This window comes from Streptomyces sp. NPDC056347 (genome assembly GCF_042262625.1).
Lineage (GTDB): Bacteria > Actinomycetota > Actinomycetes > Streptomycetales > Streptomycetaceae > Streptomyces.
On record NZ_JBHJQP010000009.1, the window covers coordinates 45,163 to 60,357 of the forward strand.

General features: G+C 73.1%; 14 protein-coding genes. 3 read left to right on the forward strand and 11 right to left on the reverse strand.

From position 1 onward, the window contains the following. Positions 1-42 precede the first annotated feature (42 nt). The 10 genes from ACFCV8_RS04245 to ACFCV8_RS04290 form a co-directional block, all read right to left on the reverse strand. Positions 43-723, reverse strand: coding sequence for a response regulator (locus tag ACFCV8_RS04245; RefSeq protein WP_376683701.1), 681 nt, complete (start codon positions 721-723; stop codon positions 43-45). Further along, positions 720-2,003 (reverse strand): sensor histidine kinase, encoded by a 1,284-nt coding sequence (locus tag ACFCV8_RS04250; RefSeq protein ID WP_376683702.1) that lies wholly within the window; start codon positions 2,001-2,003, stop codon positions 720-722. The genes ACFCV8_RS04245 and ACFCV8_RS04250 overlap by 4 nt, the downstream gene beginning before the upstream one ends. A 117-nt stretch (positions 2,004-2,120) precedes the next feature. Next, the gene (locus ACFCV8_RS04255; protein WP_376683703.1) at positions 2,121-4,364 is read right to left on the reverse strand and encodes an MMPL family transporter; all 2,244 of its coding nucleotides are present in this window, start codon (positions 4,362-4,364) and stop codon (positions 2,121-2,123) included. Between the two features lie 360 nt (positions 4,365-4,724). Beyond that, positions 4,725-5,534 carry an enoyl-CoA hydratase/isomerase family protein gene (locus tag ACFCV8_RS04260; protein WP_376683704.1) on the reverse strand — a complete coding sequence of 270 codons (810 nt, stop codon included), beginning with the start codon at positions 5,532-5,534 and terminating at the stop codon, positions 4,725-4,727. Continuing rightward, positions 5,531-6,661, reverse strand: coding sequence for a cytochrome P450 (locus ACFCV8_RS04265; protein WP_376683705.1), 1,131 nt, complete (start codon positions 6,659-6,661; stop codon positions 5,531-5,533). Before ACFCV8_RS04265 ends, ACFCV8_RS04260 begins: the two co-directional genes overlap by 4 nt. Positions 6,662-7,177: 516 nt before the next feature. After that, positions 7,178-8,578 carry a cytochrome P450 gene (locus ACFCV8_RS04270; RefSeq protein ID WP_376683706.1) on the reverse strand — a complete coding sequence of 467 codons (1,401 nt, stop codon included), beginning with the start codon at positions 8,576-8,578 and terminating at the stop codon, positions 7,178-7,180. Positions 8,579-8,743: 165 nt separating this feature from the next. Then, positions 8,744-9,334 (reverse strand): ATP/GTP-binding protein, encoded by a 591-nt coding sequence (locus ACFCV8_RS04275; RefSeq protein WP_376683707.1) that lies wholly within the window; start codon positions 9,332-9,334, stop codon positions 8,744-8,746. Next, a complete protein-coding gene (locus tag ACFCV8_RS04280; RefSeq protein ID WP_376683708.1) occupies positions 9,309-9,683 on the reverse strand; it encodes a DUF742 domain-containing protein in 375 nt (124 codons plus the stop codon). Before ACFCV8_RS04280 ends, ACFCV8_RS04275 begins: the two co-directional genes overlap by 26 nt. After that, on the reverse strand, positions 9,680-10,102 hold the full coding sequence (locus ACFCV8_RS04285; RefSeq protein ID WP_376683709.1) for a roadblock/LC7 domain-containing protein: 423 nt from the start codon (positions 10,100-10,102) through the stop codon (positions 9,680-9,682). The genes ACFCV8_RS04280 and ACFCV8_RS04285 overlap by 4 nt, the downstream gene beginning before the upstream one ends. Next, positions 10,099-11,373, reverse strand: coding sequence for an ATP-binding protein (locus ACFCV8_RS04290; RefSeq protein WP_376683710.1), 1,275 nt, complete (start codon positions 11,371-11,373; stop codon positions 10,099-10,101). Before ACFCV8_RS04290 ends, ACFCV8_RS04285 begins: the two co-directional genes overlap by 4 nt. A gap of 335 nt (positions 11,374-11,708) precedes the next feature. Between ACFCV8_RS04290 and ACFCV8_RS04295 the strand changes: the two genes are divergently transcribed. The 3 genes from ACFCV8_RS04295 to ACFCV8_RS04305 all read left to right on the forward strand — a co-directional run bounded on the left by ACFCV8_RS04295 (position 11,709) and on the right by ACFCV8_RS04305 (position 14,772). Continuing rightward, positions 11,709-12,815, forward strand: a complete 1,107-nt coding sequence (locus ACFCV8_RS04295; protein ID WP_376683711.1) for a hypothetical protein — start codon at positions 11,709-11,711, stop codon at positions 12,813-12,815. Between the two features lie 206 nt (positions 12,816-13,021). Continuing rightward, a complete protein-coding gene (locus tag ACFCV8_RS04300; RefSeq protein WP_376683712.1) occupies positions 13,022-13,837 on the forward strand; it encodes a calcium-binding protein in 816 nt (271 codons plus the stop codon). Positions 13,838-13,992: 155 nt separating this feature from the next. After that, entirely contained in the window at positions 13,993-14,772 is a 780-nt protein-coding gene (locus ACFCV8_RS04305) for a polysaccharide deacetylase family protein (protein ID WP_376683713.1), read from the forward strand. Between the two features lie 66 nt (positions 14,773-14,838). Here the strand turns inward: ACFCV8_RS04305 and ACFCV8_RS04310 are convergent, their stop codons facing one another. After that, positions 14,839-15,192 carry an aldo/keto reductase gene (locus ACFCV8_RS04310; RefSeq protein ID WP_376683714.1) on the reverse strand — a complete coding sequence of 118 codons (354 nt, stop codon included), beginning with the start codon at positions 15,190-15,192 and terminating at the stop codon, positions 14,839-14,841. Positions 15,193-15,195 lie beyond the last annotated feature (3 nt).

The following is a 15,195-nucleotide window of genomic DNA, read 5'->3' on the forward strand; positions in this document are numbered from 1 at the left end:
AGCACCCCGCCGTCCCGCGCGCCGAGCGGGGACGGCGGAGCACTACCCCCGGCTTCGCGGCGGGTCCACCCGGACCAGGCCCGACTGGTAGGCCATGGCGACCAGCTGGGCCCGGTGCCGGGCGCCCAGCTTCGTCATCGCACGGCCGATGTGCGTGCGTACGGTCAACGGGCTGACGTGCATCAGCGCGGCGATCTCGTCGTTCGACAGCCCCTCGGCGGCCTGCGCCATCACCTCGCGCTCGCGGGCGGTCAGGGCGTCCAGCAGCCCGGGGGCGGCGGCCCGGCCCTCCGGGCGGGCGAGGTAGCGGGTGATCAGGGACCTGGTGGCGGTGGGCGACAGCAGCATGTCGCCCGCGGCCACCGCCCGGATGGCGTCCAGCAGCTCCTGGGGGCCGACGTCCTTGCCGAGGAAGCCGCTGGCGCCCGCGCGCAGGGCGCGGGCCACGTACTCGTCGATCTCGAAGGTGGTGAGGATGAGGATGCGGGTGGTCCGCAGCGCGTCGTCGCGGCAGATCTCCTCGGTGGCGGTGAGACCGTCCGTACCCGGCATCCGGATGTCCATCACGACCACGTCCGGGACGGTGTCCCGGGCCAGTTCCACCGCCTGCCGGCCGTCCGCGGCGACGCCGACGACCTCCATGTCGTCGTTCGACTCGATCAGCAGCCTGAACGTCCCGGCCAGCAGTGCCTGGTCGTCGGCCAGCAGCACCCGGATGGTCACCGCGCCGTCCTCTCCTCGTCTCCCCCGGGCGGTCCGGGGAACGGCCCGCCTTGCTCCGCCGGCTCCCCGGGCCCGCCCGGCTCCTCCAGCGGAAGCTCCGTGGACACCTCGAAGCCGCCGCCCGGCCGGTGTCCGGCGGCCAGCCGCCCGCCCGCCGAGCGAGCCCGTTCGTGCATGCCGATCAGACCGTAGCCCGGTGTGCCGTGGTCCGGCGCACCGGTGGCCTGCGGGGCGTGCCCGTCGTCGGAGACCGTCAGGGTGAGCACCCGGTGCGCGTACACGAGCCGGACCGAGGCGTTCGCGACGCCCGCGTGCTTGGTGACGTTGGTGAGCGCCTCCTGCACGACCCGGTACGCGGTCAGGTCGGCACCCGGCGGCAGCGGGCGGGCCTCGCCCTCCACCCGGACCGACACCGCCAGGCCCGCCTGCTCGAACGAGGCGATCAGCTCCGGCAGCCGGGCCAGCCCGGGCGCGGGCTCCAGCGGCGCCTCCGGATCGCCCTCGCGGCGCAGCAGCCCCACGGTCGCCTTCAGCTCGCGCAGTGCCGAGGAGGTGGTGCCGGCCAGCTGGTCGAGGGTCCGCTGCGCCTGGTCGGGCTTGCTCCGCAGCAGGTACGCGGCGGTCGCCGCCTGGGCGTGGGCAAGGGTGATGTGGTGGGCGACGATGTCGTGGAGCTCGCGGGCGATCCGGGTCCGCTCCTCGCCGACCCGCCGCCGGGCCTCCTCCTCACGGGTGCGTTCGGCCAGCTCGGCACGTGCCTCCACGGCCGCCAGATGCTCGCGCCGGCTCCGTACCAGCTCGCCGAGGGCCCCCGCCAGCAGGACGGAGGAGACCAGGCCGAGCTGGTCGGTCCTGAGCAGCGCCGTGCGGCCCCAGCCGGTGGAGAACACCAGCAGGGCGACGGTCGTCCCGACGGTGTACGCGGCGGCGGTGCGCGGGGTCGTGCGCTGGGCCAGCAGGTAGAGGGCGACCAGGGCGGCGCCCACCACGCTGGTGCTGGGGTCGAAGCGGGAACCGGAGTCGGGGCTGCCCATCAGGCCGAGGGCGCCGCCGGCCAGCGTGGTCGCCACCACCGTGAGGCGCGGGTAGCGGCGATGGCCCAGCAGCAGGACGGCGGAGGGGACCAGGGCGGCCAGCACGAAGCGCGGCTCCGGAGACCGGACGATCCGGCCGTCGGCCAGGGTGCTGACGAAGACCGCGATGCCCCACAGCAGCGCCGCCACCAGCACGTCGACGGTGCGCGGGTGGCGTCGGAGCCACGGGCGCGCTTGGGTGAACACGCGGGTCCTCTCCCTCTTCCTGTTCCGGTCCGTCTTCCTTTTCCGGTCCGTCCCGGCTTCCTCCGATTGTCCAGGTACGGGACCGGGACACCGGCGCGCGCGGCACGGGCGTACGCGTCACACGCGTACGGGCTCGGGGGCGGGCTGCCGCTCCGGGGCGGGGCGGTTCAGCGCCTCGCCCTCGACGTCCACCTCGGGCAGGACCCTCGCCAGCCACCCGGGCAGCGACCACGCCCGGTCGCCCAGTAGGGCGAGCACGGCCGGGACGAGCGTCATCCGGACCACGAAGGCGTCGAAGAAGACGGCCGCGGCGAGGCCCACCCCCACCATCTTGATCATCGGGTCGGTCATCCCGACGAACCCGGCGAACACCGCGATCATGATGACCGCCGCGGCGCCGACGACCCGGGCGCTGTGCCGGAAGCCGGTGACGACCGCCGCGCCGGGGCGTTCCCCGTGCACGTACGCCTCCCGCATCCGGGTCACGAGGAAGACCTCGTAGTCCATGGCCAGGCCGAAGACCACGCCGATCAGGAAGATCGGCATCAGGCTGACCACGGGACCCGTCTGCTCGATGCCGAGGACATCGGCGAACCAGCCCCACTGGAAGGTCGCGACGATGGTGCCGAAGGCCGCCGCCACCGACAGCAGGAAGCCGAGCGCGGCCTTGAGCGGGACCAGCAGCGAGCGGAAGACGAGCATCAGGAGCAGGAAGGCCAGGCCGACGACGAGCGCCAGATAGGCCGGCAGGGACTCGTTCACCTTCTGCGCCAGGTCGATGTTGACGGCGGTGGTGCCGGTGACGAGCATCGTCGCCCCGGTGTCGGCGGCCAGGCCGCGCGCCGTGCCGCGGATGTCGTGGACCAGTTCCGCGGTGGCCCCGGAGCTGGGCCCGGTGGCGGGCACGACGGTGAGGACCGCGGTGTCACCGGCCTCGTTGAAGGCGGCGGGGGTCACGGCGGTGACGCCCCCGGTGGCGGCGAGCCGCTTCCCGGCCCGGTCCGCGGCGGCCTTCGGGTCCGCGGCGCCCTTGGCGTCGACGACGACGGTGAGCGGTCCGTTGAAGCCGGGGCCGAAGCCGTCGGCCAGCGCGTCGTACGCGCGGCGCTGGGTGGTGGAGGTGGGCTGCGCCTCGTCGCCGGGCATGCCGAGCCGCAGGTCGAGCGCCGGCAGGGAGATCAGCCCGAGGCCGAGCACGGCCAGGACCAGGACGGCGAGCGGGCGCCGGACCACCGCGCGGGCCCAGCGGACGCCCAGCGCCGGGCGGTCGGCGCGGGGCCGCTTCCGGCTCGGCCGTTCCCCGCCGTGGTGTTCCCCGCCGTGGTGTTCCCCGCCGCCCGGACGCTCCTTGCGCGCGGCGCGCGGCAGCACGGCCCGGGGGAAGAAGCCGAGCAGGGCGGGCAGCAGGGTCAGCGCGACCAGGACCGCGACCACGACGGTGCTCGCCGCGGCGACGCCCATCTTCGTCAGGATGGGGATGCCGACCACGGACAGCCCGGCCAGGGCGATGACGACGGTGAGACCGGCGAAGACGACGGCGGAGCCCGCCGTGCCGGTGGCACGGGCGGCGGCCTCCTCGGCGGTGTGGCCCTCGGCGCGTTCGGTCCGGTAGCGGGAGACGATGAACAGGGCGTAGTCGATGCCGACCGCGATGCCCAGCATCAGGGCGAGGGTGACGGTCGTGGTGGACATCCCGACGGCCACGATCGAGGCGGCGCCGATGCCGACGCCGACGACCGCGGTGAGCAGCGGGAGGCCCGCCGCGACGAGCGAGCCGAAGGTCACGAGCAGGACGACCGCGGCGGCGACCAGCCCGATGACCTCGGTGGCGCCGCCCAGCTCGCTCTCCGGGGCCAGGGCGGTGCCGCCCATCTCCACGGTCAGCCCGGCCCGCTGCCCGGCCTCCGCGGCGTCCCGCAGGGCGTCGGTGGCGGCGTCGGTGAGCTCGGCGGGCACCGCCGTGAAGGCGACGGTGGCGTACGCGGTCGTGCCGTTCTCGCTGACCGCCCCGGCCAGGGCGAACGGGTCGAGGACGGTCCGGACCTGCGGGCCGTCGGCCACGTCCGCGACGACGCGCTTCACGGCGGCCCGGTTCGGGCCCGCGGTGATCTTCTGGCCCTCGGGGGCGACGAAGACGATCCGGGCGTCGGCGGCGTCCGCGTTGCCGCCCGGGAAGCGCCGGTCCAGCAGGTCGAACGCCTTCTGCGACTCGGTCCCGGGCATCGAGAACGCGTCCTCGGGGGCGGTCGGCGCCTTGGCCGCGGCGAGCGCGCAGACGGCCAGGGCCACGGCCCAGAGCAGGGCGACGAGCCGGCGCCTTCGGAAGGACAGCCGGCCCAGCCGGTGGAGGAAGGTGGCCACGAAGGGGCGCTCCGGTTTCTCTGGATCGGGCGGAGGGGCTGCGGCGTACTGCCGCGCTCCGGCCGTGCCGGGACCGCGCCGGGGCTCGGCGGGGCCGGAGGGATGCCTCGATCCTTCGTGAGAGACGGGTGCCGTGTCGTCGTGCTGTTGCAGGCAGTCGCGGCTACGGCCGGTGCAGTACGCCCGCCGGATCCGTACGCCGCACGAGGACACCGGATCCGTACGCGGTACGGGGGCCTGTCCCGCGCGCGGACCACCCGGGCCCCGGCCCGGCGCGGCACGGCCCGCGCGCCCCGCCCGGCGCGGCATCCGGGGCCGGGCGGGCGGCTGGTCCTCCCGCCGGCGTCCCCGCCGGCGTCCCTACCGGCGCCGGGTCGCCGCCGCGACGGTGGCCATCAGTTCCGCGTCCAGCACCGACGGGTCGGCCAGCCTGGTCGGCGCGGCGTACGAGTTGAGCAGGGCCTTCGTGACGCGCAGGGCGGCCTCGGGGCGGCGCACCACGGGCTTGGCCCAGGCGGTGACGGCCGCGTCCAGCTCGCTCTCGGGCACGACCCGCTGGAGGACGGACAGCTCGTGCGCCTCGGCGGCGTCGAAGGCGCGCCCGGTCAGGATGAGCTCGCGGGCGCGGGCCGCGCCGACCTCGTGGATGAGCCGGGGCAGGACGCCGCCCCAGGCGGTGGGCAGCCCGAGCGCGAGCTCCGGCAGCCGGAAACCGGCGGTGTCGGCGCCCACCCGCAGGTCGCAGGCGAGGGCCAGCGCGAGTCCGGCACCGATCGCCCGGCCCTGGACGCGGGCGATGGTGACGGCGTGGCTGGCGGAGATCGCCTCGCAGACCCGGCGGGCCTTGTCACCGGCGATCCGGATGCCCCGCCCGGCCGGGTCCTCGTCCAGCCAGTCGGCGAACTCGCCGCGGTCGCCGCCCAGGCAGAAGTCGTCCCCGGCCCCGCTGAGCACCAGCACCCGGACGTCCGGATCGGGCACGGCCAGCACCCTCAGCAGATCGTCCAGCATGGCCTCGGTGACCGCGTTGCCGGTCTCCGGGCAGTCCAGCTCGATACGGAGCACGGCGCCCTCGCGCCCGACGCGCAGGGTGCCCGGCCGCGGCGGCGCGTACGGCGGAAGCGGCGGCACGTACGACGGGCTCGCGTACGGCGGCGGCGAGGGCGTCATACCGCCACGCCCAGCGAGACGATCCGGCGGAAGACGAGCCGCGAGGCGTAGTCGGCGGGGGCGACGGCACGCAGGGTGGGGAACCGTTTCAGCAGCTGGGTCAGCAGGGTGCGGGCCTCCAGCCGGGCGAGGGCGGCGCCCAGGCAGTAGTGCACCCCGCCGCCGAAGGTGAGGTGCGTGCCGCGGCGCCGGATGTCGAAGGTGTCCGGGTCGTCGTTGCGCCGCGGGTCGTGGTTGGCCGCCCCGTACAGCACGTGGACCATGCTGTCCTTGGCGATCGGCACGCCGGCCAGCACGGTGTCCTCGGCCGCGACCCGGGTGTTGATGTGGATCGGCGGATCGTAGCGCAGCACCTCGTCCACGGCCGCGTCGATGTGCCCCGGGTTGGCCGCCAGCCACTCCCAGCGGCCCGGCTCCTTCAGCAGCAGGTCGACCATGGCCGACAACAGCGTCGCGGTGGTCTCCAGCGAGGCGATGGTGACGAACATGGTGAGCCGGTAGAGGATCTCGTCCGCCGCCCCCCGGTCCGGCTCGCGGGCGTCCCAGTGGTGGATCCAGCCGGTCAGGATGTCGTTGCCGGGGCGGGCCCGGCGCTGCTTCACCAGCTCGGTGAAGTAGGCGCGCAGCTGCACGGTCGCCTCGGCGGACACGGCGAGCTGGCTCTTGGTCGGCAGCAGCTCCTGGGCGTGCACCTGGTTGTGGGTGATCTCCAGGATGTGGGCGTGGTCCTCGGCCGGGATCCCCAGCCAGGAGCCGATGGTGCTGATCGGCAGCTGCTCGCTGACGATGCTGACGAGGTCGGCCTCGCCCCAGCGCAGTTTCTCGGCCAGCTCGTCCAGGAGCCGGGTGGCGTGCTCCTCGACCAGCGGGGTCAGCCGCTCGATCGTCGACCGGTCGAAGAGGTTGCCGAGACTGCGGCGCTGGCAGGTGTGCTCGGGGGCGTTGAGCCGGGAGAGGGTCTTGGTCATCTCCTGGGTGGCCACGGCCTGCCAGCGCTCGCTGTCCTCCTGGCGCTCCTGCCAGGCGAAGTCGGGCGCCAGCCAGTTCCGGCCGCGCAGCACCTCGCTGCAGGTGTCGTAACCCGTCACGAAGTACGCGTCCCAGGGGGCACGTACGACATCGCCCATGGCCCGCAACCGGGCCAGCAGAGGGTAGGGATCAGCCTGCCCTTCGGGCGATTTGAGACGTCTGAGGAGGGAGATGAGGGCACGGCGGTCTTCGGGGGGACTGACGGTGCCACGTATAGCGCTCACGCAGAGTTCCTTGACCTGGGCTCATGGTTACCGGCAGAACCTACCCCTCCGCATATGCCGCCCAAGCGCGCTTCGTTGTTGGTCGTATCACAACGAAAGAGCCATCTGACCCCTTGTCAATCACTCACACGAGTATCAACTGTCTCCTGAGTCACTCCAGTTACAGGGAAATCGGGCCGGGATATACGGACAAGGCCGGTTTACGAGGATTGCGCGGAGCGCGGAATCGGGCGGCGGCACGGGCCCCGGTCCCGCGCCCGCCACGCCCGATTACGCGCCTTCATGCCCGATTCCACGCCGGTCGCACCCGATTTCGAGCCGGTCGCGTCCGATCCCCCGCCCGATTCCACGCCCCGGCGGACGACCGGCCCAGGATGTGGTGACCGACCGTCACACCCGGAAGACGTCCAGGAAGGAGCTCCACCAGCCCTTGGCCTTCTTCGGCTGCTCGGCCGTCCGGTCGTACGAGGCCGACGGCACCGGCTCCGGCGCCGCCTCACGGAGCGGGGCGGCGGACGACGGCGCGGCCGGGACCGCGGACGACCGGCGGGCCGGGGCCGGGGTGAAACGGACCGGCAGCGACACCAGGGCCCGGTGGAAGGGGCCCGGACGCCACTCCACCGAGGCGGGCGCCACGGCGAGGGCCAGGTCGGGCACCGAGTTGAGGACCTTCTCGATCGCGGTGAGCGCGATGAGCTGCGCCGGGGACTTCGCCGGGCAGACGTGCGGGCCCGCGCCCCAGGCCAGATGGGCGCCCTTGCTCAGGGTCTGGCGGGCGTCGGTGAGCGCCGGGTCGCTGTTGGCCGCGGCGAAGCTGATCAGGACCGGGGAGTCGGCCTTCAGCGTCACCCCGCCCAGGTCGATGTCCTGGACCGGGTAGTGCGCCGCGTAGTTGGCGATCGGCGGGTTGTTCCACAGCACGTCGTCGATGGCGTCCTCGACGAGCATGCCGGTGCCGCGCCGCTGCGGCGCGCCGGTCTCGCGGGACAGCATCAGCAGCAGCGCGTTGGCGATCAGGTTGCGCTCCGGCTCGACGCCCGCGCCCATCAGCATGACGAGCTGGTCCTTCAGCTCCTCGTCCCGCAGCCCCGCCGGGTGCTGGATCAGCCAGGAGGTGATGTCCTCGCCGGGCTGGCGCCGCTTGAGCGCGACGAGCTCCATCAGGCACTCGGTCAGCTCGGTGTTGGCCCGGAGCACGTCCACACCGTCGAAGATCGCCGACATGGAACGGGTGAGCCGGTCGCCGATGTCGCCGGGGCAGCCGAAGAGCTGGTTGAACAGCAGGAGCGGCAGCAGCTTGGCGTAGTCACCGAGCAGGTCCGCGCTGCCGCGCTCGACGAACTGGTCGATGAGGTAGTCGGCGATCCGCTCCACGTCCCGGCTGAGCCGGGTGGTGTTGAGCCGGGCCAGGCTCTCGGTGACCGCCTTGCGCAGCCGCAGGTGCTCGGTGCCGTCCGTGAACAGGCAGTTGGGCCGGTACATCATCATCGGCAGCACCGGGCTGTCCATCGGCACCCGGCCCTCCCGCAGCGCGGCCCAGCGCCGGGAGTCGCGGGCGAAGTACGACGGGTTCTGCAGCACCCGCAGCGCGGCCTCGTGCTGCACGACGAGAGTGGCCTCCACACCGGGGGCCAGCTCGATCGGGGCGGCGAGCCCGTGCGCCCGGAACGCGTCGTACACGCGCTGCGGATCGGCGGCGAACTCCGGCCCGTAGAGCGAGGTCTGCCGCTCACCGTGCATCGGGCACCCGCTGGGGGCGCTGTACGGGGTGGATCCCGACGACGAGTCCATGTGTTGATTCCTCGAGGTGAAGTGAACGCGGGCCGGGACCGGCCCGTACGGTGAACGGAGAACGGGGAACGGCCCCGGGCCCGGCCGGCTCCCGGAACCTCCCGGGCTCCGGAATCCCTCGGGCTCCGGGCCTTGTCGGCGCCCGGGGCCCTGTCGGTCCGGGCCCTAGGCCACGCGGGTCAGAAGGTGCTGGACCAGGGTGATCAGGGCCTGCGCGGACGACTTCTCGTCCCGGGCGTCGCAGTACACCACCGGGGTGTCCGGCAGCAGGTCGAGCGCCTCGCGCAGCTCCGCCTCGCCGTGCCGGCCGGCCGGGTCGAAGCTGTTGACCGCGACCGCGTACTCCAGTCCGTACGACTCGACCAGGTCGATCACCGGGAAGGTGTCCGCGAGCCGGGCCGGGTCGACGAGGAGCAGGGCGCCCAGCGAACCGCGCGCCATGTCCTCCCACAGCTCGACGAACCGCTGCTGACCCGGCGTACCGAACAGGTACAGCACCAGTTCGTCGCTGAGGGTCAGGCGGCCGAAGTCCAGCGCCACGGTCGTGGTCACCTTGTCCGGCGCGCCCCGCAGATCGTCGATGTGCGCCCCGGCCTGCGTCATCCGCTCCTCGGTGCGCAGCGGGGTGATCTCGGAGAGGGTGCCGATGAGCGTGGTCTTGCCCACCGCGAAATGCCCGACCACCAGGATCTTCGCCGCACGCCGTACCGCGTCCGACACATAGATGCTGTCAGCCGAACCGGACGTGGAGTCCATGCAACACCTCTTCGAGGATCTTCCTGTCAACGAGCTGGGCCGGCGGGGGCGCCGTGCGGCGCATCAGGTGACCTTGTTCCGCTAAATCGTTCAGCAGCAGCCGCGCCACCCCGACCGGCTGGCCGAGATGCCCCGCCACCTCGGCCACCGACAGGTAGCCGCCCGAGCACAGCTCCCAGATCGCCCGGACCTCCGGGCTCGGGTTCGGCGGCGGCTGCCGGTCGGGCGCGATGGTGACCAGGGTGACGAGCGAGAGCCCCTCCGCGTCGGGCAGGCTGCGCCCGCCGGTGACGACGTACGAGCGGACGAAGCCGCTGCTGACCGCCTGCTCGCCGCCCGGCGTCGTCATATGCCGGTTCCCGGTGCGCCGACCCCCGCGTCCTGGCGCGGCGGCGTCATCATCGCCTTGCCCAGCGCGGTCACCTGCTGCTGCATCCGGAAGGACATGGCCTCCATGTCCACGTCGGCGGCGGCCGCGGCGGCCAGATAGGCGCCCGTTCCGGCGGCGATCAGGAAGATCCAGCCGTGGTCGTACTCCAGCAGGGTCTGCCGCCAGCGGCCCGGGGCCGCCTGGGCCCCGATGAAGGGCGCGACGGCCCGGCTCAGCGACTGCATGGAGCTCATCGCCGCCGCCACGGTCTCCGCGTCGTCCCGGCCGATCTCACTGGAGTTGGCCAGCAGCAGACCGTCGGCGGAGACCAGGATCGCGTGCCGCGCGCCGGGTACCTGGAGCAGATCGTTGAGTACCCAGGACAGATCGGGGTTCACTGGAACTCGGGTCCTTCCGTCGTCGTCGTGTCTCGGCCGGACCGCGTTCCGCGCTGGAACGCGCCCAGCCGGGAAGCGGTCTCCTCATTGCTGCGCACCGGCCCGTTCTCGGCCGGCGGTACCACCGACACCGGGCTCTTGCGACGACGCTTGGGCAGGCCGCCCGCGGTGGTGGCGGACCCGAAGGGCTGCGGGGCGGCGCCGGCGGGTGCGGCCGGAGGAAACAGCGGGGTCGGGGACGGCACCGGCGCGGGGGCCGGGGCGGGCGCGGGCGCCTGGCGCCGGGGCAGCGCCGCGATCTCCGCGTCGTACCGCTCGGCGACGACCGGGGCCGGGACCGCGGCGGGAACGGCGGCCGGGGCGGGCAGATCGTTCGTCAGCAGCTCGTCGGGCAGCAGAACCACCGCGCGCACACCTCCGTACGGGGACACGGAGTCCACCGAGACCTTGAAGCCGTACCGGGCGGCCAGCACCCCGGACACGGCGAAGCCGAACTGCGGGGGGATGCCCAGGCTGGAGACGCTGATCGCGGCCCGCGGGGCGAGCAGGGCCGCCGCGCGGTCCTTCTCCTCCTGGCCCATGCCGAGGCCGGCGTCGTCGACGATCAGGCAGACCCCGGACGGCACCGCCTGGATGTTGATCTCCACGGGCGTGCCGGGGGCGGAGTAGTTGGTGGCGTTGGCCAGCAGCTCGGCGAGAACCACCGCGACGGGCTCCACGGCCCGGCTGACGACCGAGAAGTTCACCTGGCCGTTGACCCGGACCCGGTCGAAGTGGCGGATGCGGCCCTGGGCGCTGCGCGCCACGTCGTAGACGGACGCGACGGTCTCGCGCCGCCCGAGCCAGCCGCCGCACAGCACCGCGATGCCCTGCGCCCGGCGCCCGAACTGGCTGTTGGCGTGGTCGACTGCCATCAGGTCGGCGAGGATCGCGGGGTCGTCGCCGTACTTCCGCTGGGCGTTCTCGATGACCACCTGCTGCTCGTCCGCGAGGCTCTGGAGGGTACGCACGGCGGCCTTGAGGACCGCCTTGGTCTCCTCCTCGGCGTCCCGGCGGACCTCGGCCAGCTCGGCGGAGTGCTGGTGCGTCAGGCTGGTGTGGGCGACATGGAGTTCGTCCCGCTGCCTCTGCAGCAGATCGCGCTGCTGATGCAGTTCGGCATTCTGTCTGCGCAGCCGGATGTTGGTCGTACGAGCCCGCAGAACGGCACCCACGGCGACCAACGCGACGACAACCAGCGCCCAGAAGATCAGGCCCTGTGTAAATGTCATGAGACTCACTTCAAGTGCCATGGCTACGGATACGGCTTGACGCTCCTTCGGGTACCGCGTCTGCCGGGCCGGTCCGGACCTCGACATGCGACACCCGGGGAATGCCCCTCCGGATGTGGAGCCGAGGAATTCATCCCTCCCGGAATGCCCCCATATGCCATCAGCCCACTGGAAGTAAGATGATCTTAACATCGGTCGCTCTGGCAATTGTCAAGACCGACACGCCAGTTGCGTTCCGACGCCGAATGTTCACAACCACCTCACCTGCCCCGCGTGCCACGCCTTGTTACGGCTCCGGGCACCCGCGACGCCAGGGGGGAGAGGGAGCGGCGTTGATGGCCGAAACGTTCGTCTGCGCGGGGTGCGGCGCGACGTTGACCGCCCCGTTGTCCCGTGTCGCCCTGCCCGTCCACGCCCGCCAACGGTGCGGCCATGAACTGCTGCCCGTGCTCATGGAGCAGGGAACGTACGCCGTCGACCCGGAGCCCTCGGGGCCACCGTGGAAGCCCTGGGCCGCGGTCGGGGCCGAGGAGGCGGCGGCCCGTGGGGTGTACGCCCCGGTCCCGGCCCTGTCCTACGGGGCTGCGGGAGCCGTCGCCGTCGCCCCGGGCGACACCCGCGGCACGGCCCTGATCCCGGAGCGGTGCGACGGCCCCTGCTTCGGGACGGACGGCCGGGACGGGCCGAACCTGGCGTGCGAGGAGTGCGGGCGGGCGGTGGCGACCCGCATCGACGACTGCGGCCACTGGCAGGTGGTGTGGCTCGACCCGCGCGCGGTGTGCCGCCTTCCCGCCACCGACCCGGCGGAACGGACCGGCGAGCGGGCCGGGGGACGAACCGGGGAGCGGGCCGAGGAGTGGACCGGGGAGCGGCCGGGAACGCCGCCGGTCGATCCGTCCGGCCACTGGAGCCTGGCCTGGACCGCCGGGGCGGGCGCGGCACTCGCCCATCTGCTGGCCGCCTCGGAGGGTGCCCCGGTGGCGGTCCCCGGCGGCCTGCTCGGGAACGTGCTCGGCCGTGCTCTCGACGTCCTGCTCCCGCCGGGACCGCCCGGCGCACGCGCGGCCCTGGCCGGCCCCGGACTGCCCGACCCCACCCCGGCCCCCGGCATCGTCCTGGTTCCGGTCCATCCGCGTACGGGCAGGACCTGGCGGCCGCCCGGCGGCACCGCGGTCCCCGTACCGCTGCCCGACGACATGTGGACGCACCTGGCGTTCCACAACGACCGGCTGTTCGTCCCGGCGACGGGCGGACTGCCCCGCGACGTCCAGCGCGACGATCCGCTGCCTCCGCACCCGCAGGGCCCGTTCCAGCCCGACCCGGACGTGTTCCTGCACACGCTGGCCCGGCTGCCCGCCGTGCGCCTGCCGTGGCTGCGCGAGATCTACGACCGGGTGCGGGAGCGCCCGTACTCCGTCCTCCAGGAACGGTCCGGGCGGTGACGCACGACCGCGACGGCGGACTCCGGGGTGCGCCGATCGACCAGGATGGCGGGGCCCCGGCCACCGCCATCGCGAGCAGCGCGTCGTCGGAGCCGGGTCGGCCGGTAGGCACCTCTCTCCGGACCACTGTTCGATAACCACCCGCTGAAGCACTGGCCGACGTCGTACGCTCCCCCCGAGCGATCAAGAATTTCCCGGGGGGATTCATGCGCAACGCACACCACACCCGCACCACCCGCACCACCGGCAGGGCCACGCGTCTCGCCCTGCTCGGCACCGGCATCGCCCTGGCCGTCACCGGCGTCAGCGCCACCGCCGTCCAGGCGGCGGACGGCGGCTCGGGCGACATCACGATCGACAAGGTCGTCATCAACGGCGGCAAGCCGGTCGTGGTCGGCACCACCAACGTGGTGTCCGCCAAGGTCTCGATGACCGCGTCCGACAACTCGGGCATCGCCAGGACCAGGTACCTCAGCGCGATGGGCCCGAAGCCCAACTACGCGCAGATCTGGGACGACGAGATCACCTGCGTCAAGGTGAGCGCCACCACGTCGACCTGCTCCGGCACGCTGACGTTCGACCCGCAGGCGTCGACCGGCTTCGTCAACAACAAGGCGGCGGCCACCTGGGACCTCGGCGTCCTGGTCTCCGCCAACGACGCCGACTTCATCCACCGGGACGCGGCCACCCGCTTCAAGGTCCAGCGCTTCTCGAAGCTGACCGTCAACGCCGCCCCCGAGCCGGTGAAGAAGGGCAAGACCCTCACCGTCACGGGCAAGCTCTCCCGGGCCAACTGGGAGGACAACAAGTACCACGGCTACGCGACCCAGTCGGTGAAGCTCCAGTTCCGCAAGAAGGGCAGCTCCACCTACACCACCGTCAAGACCATCAGGAGCAGCAGCACGGGCGCGCTGAAGACGACCGTCAAGGCCTCGGTCGACGGCTACTGGCGCTACAGCTTCGCCGGCACGGCGACCACCCCGGCGGTCAGCGCCGCGGGTGACTTCGTCGACGTGAAGTAGCGGATTCCCTGGCTCCGAGGTCCCCTACGGGCTCCGACTGTCGCCGATCCCCTGCGGAATCGTCCGCGATCGGTAACAGCGGGGCCCGTACGGGCGTTCGTATGGCTTCATTGACACAGGGCACGGCGGAGACGAAATCAAAAGGGGCGGGCGGCATGGCGAAGCACAAGGGACGGGGATGGCACGGCCGACTCTTCGGAGCCGCGCTCGGAGTGACGGCGCTGGCCGCCGCCACCTCGGTGTGGACCGCGCAGGCCGACCCCGCCGGAGCGCAGAAGCCGGACGCGAGCGTCTCGTCGCCGGACGCCCGGGACCAGGGCCGGCCCGCCAAGGTCGCGGCGGAGATCGCGCACGCCTCGGACAAGGGTGCCAAGGGCGTCAACATCACCATCGACGACGGCCCGGACCCGAACTGGACCCCGCAGGTGCTCCAGTTGCTCAAGGACAACAACGTCAAGGCCACGTTCTGCATGGTGGGCACGCAGGCCCAGGCCTACCCGGACCTGGTCAAGCGGGTCGTGGCGGAAGGCCACCGGCTGTGCAACCACACGGTCTCGCACGACACCTCGATGGACCGTAAGTCCGAGGCGTACCAGTCCAAGGAGATCCTGGACGCCGAGCGCATGATCACCAAGGCGTCCGGCGGCGTCCGCCCGCAGTACTACCGCGCCCCGGGCGGCGCCTTCACCCCGTACAGCCGCCAGCTCGCCGCGGGCCGGGGCATGCGGCCGCTGGGCTGGAACGTCGACACCAAGGACTTCGAGCGCCCCGGCGCGGACGCCATGGTCGCCACCGTCAAGCGCGAGATATCCGACGGCCCGACGGTCCTCTTCCACGACGCCGGCGGCGACCGTTCCCAGACCGTGGCCGCCCTGCGCGAGGTCCTCCCCTGGCTGCGGGAGCAGGGCTACCTCTACGGCTTCCCGGTCCGCTGACCCGGGCCCGGCCCGCCGCCGGCGCTCCCCGCCCCCGCCCCCGCCCCCGCCCCCGCCCCCGCTCCCTCACCGGGTGATTGGGGCGAGGGCTTCGAGGGTTTCGAGGTCCTCCTGCGTCAGACGGAGCGAGCCTGCCGACAGGTTGTCGACGAGGTGGTCCGGGTCGCCCGTGCCCGGGATGGCCAGGACGTGTTCGCCCTGACCCAGGACCCATGCCAGCCGTACCCGCGCCGCTGACACCCCGTGCGCCCGGGCGACGGCGAGGACCGGTTCCCGCTCCGCGTGGACGGCGCCCGCCTCGCGGCCCTCGCCGGCGAGGGAGAAGAAGGGCACGAACGCGATGCCGTGCGCGGCGCACGCGTGGAGCAGCTCGGTGCCGGCCCGTACCTGTGCGAGAGAGGCGGGAGTGCCTGGAGGCACGGG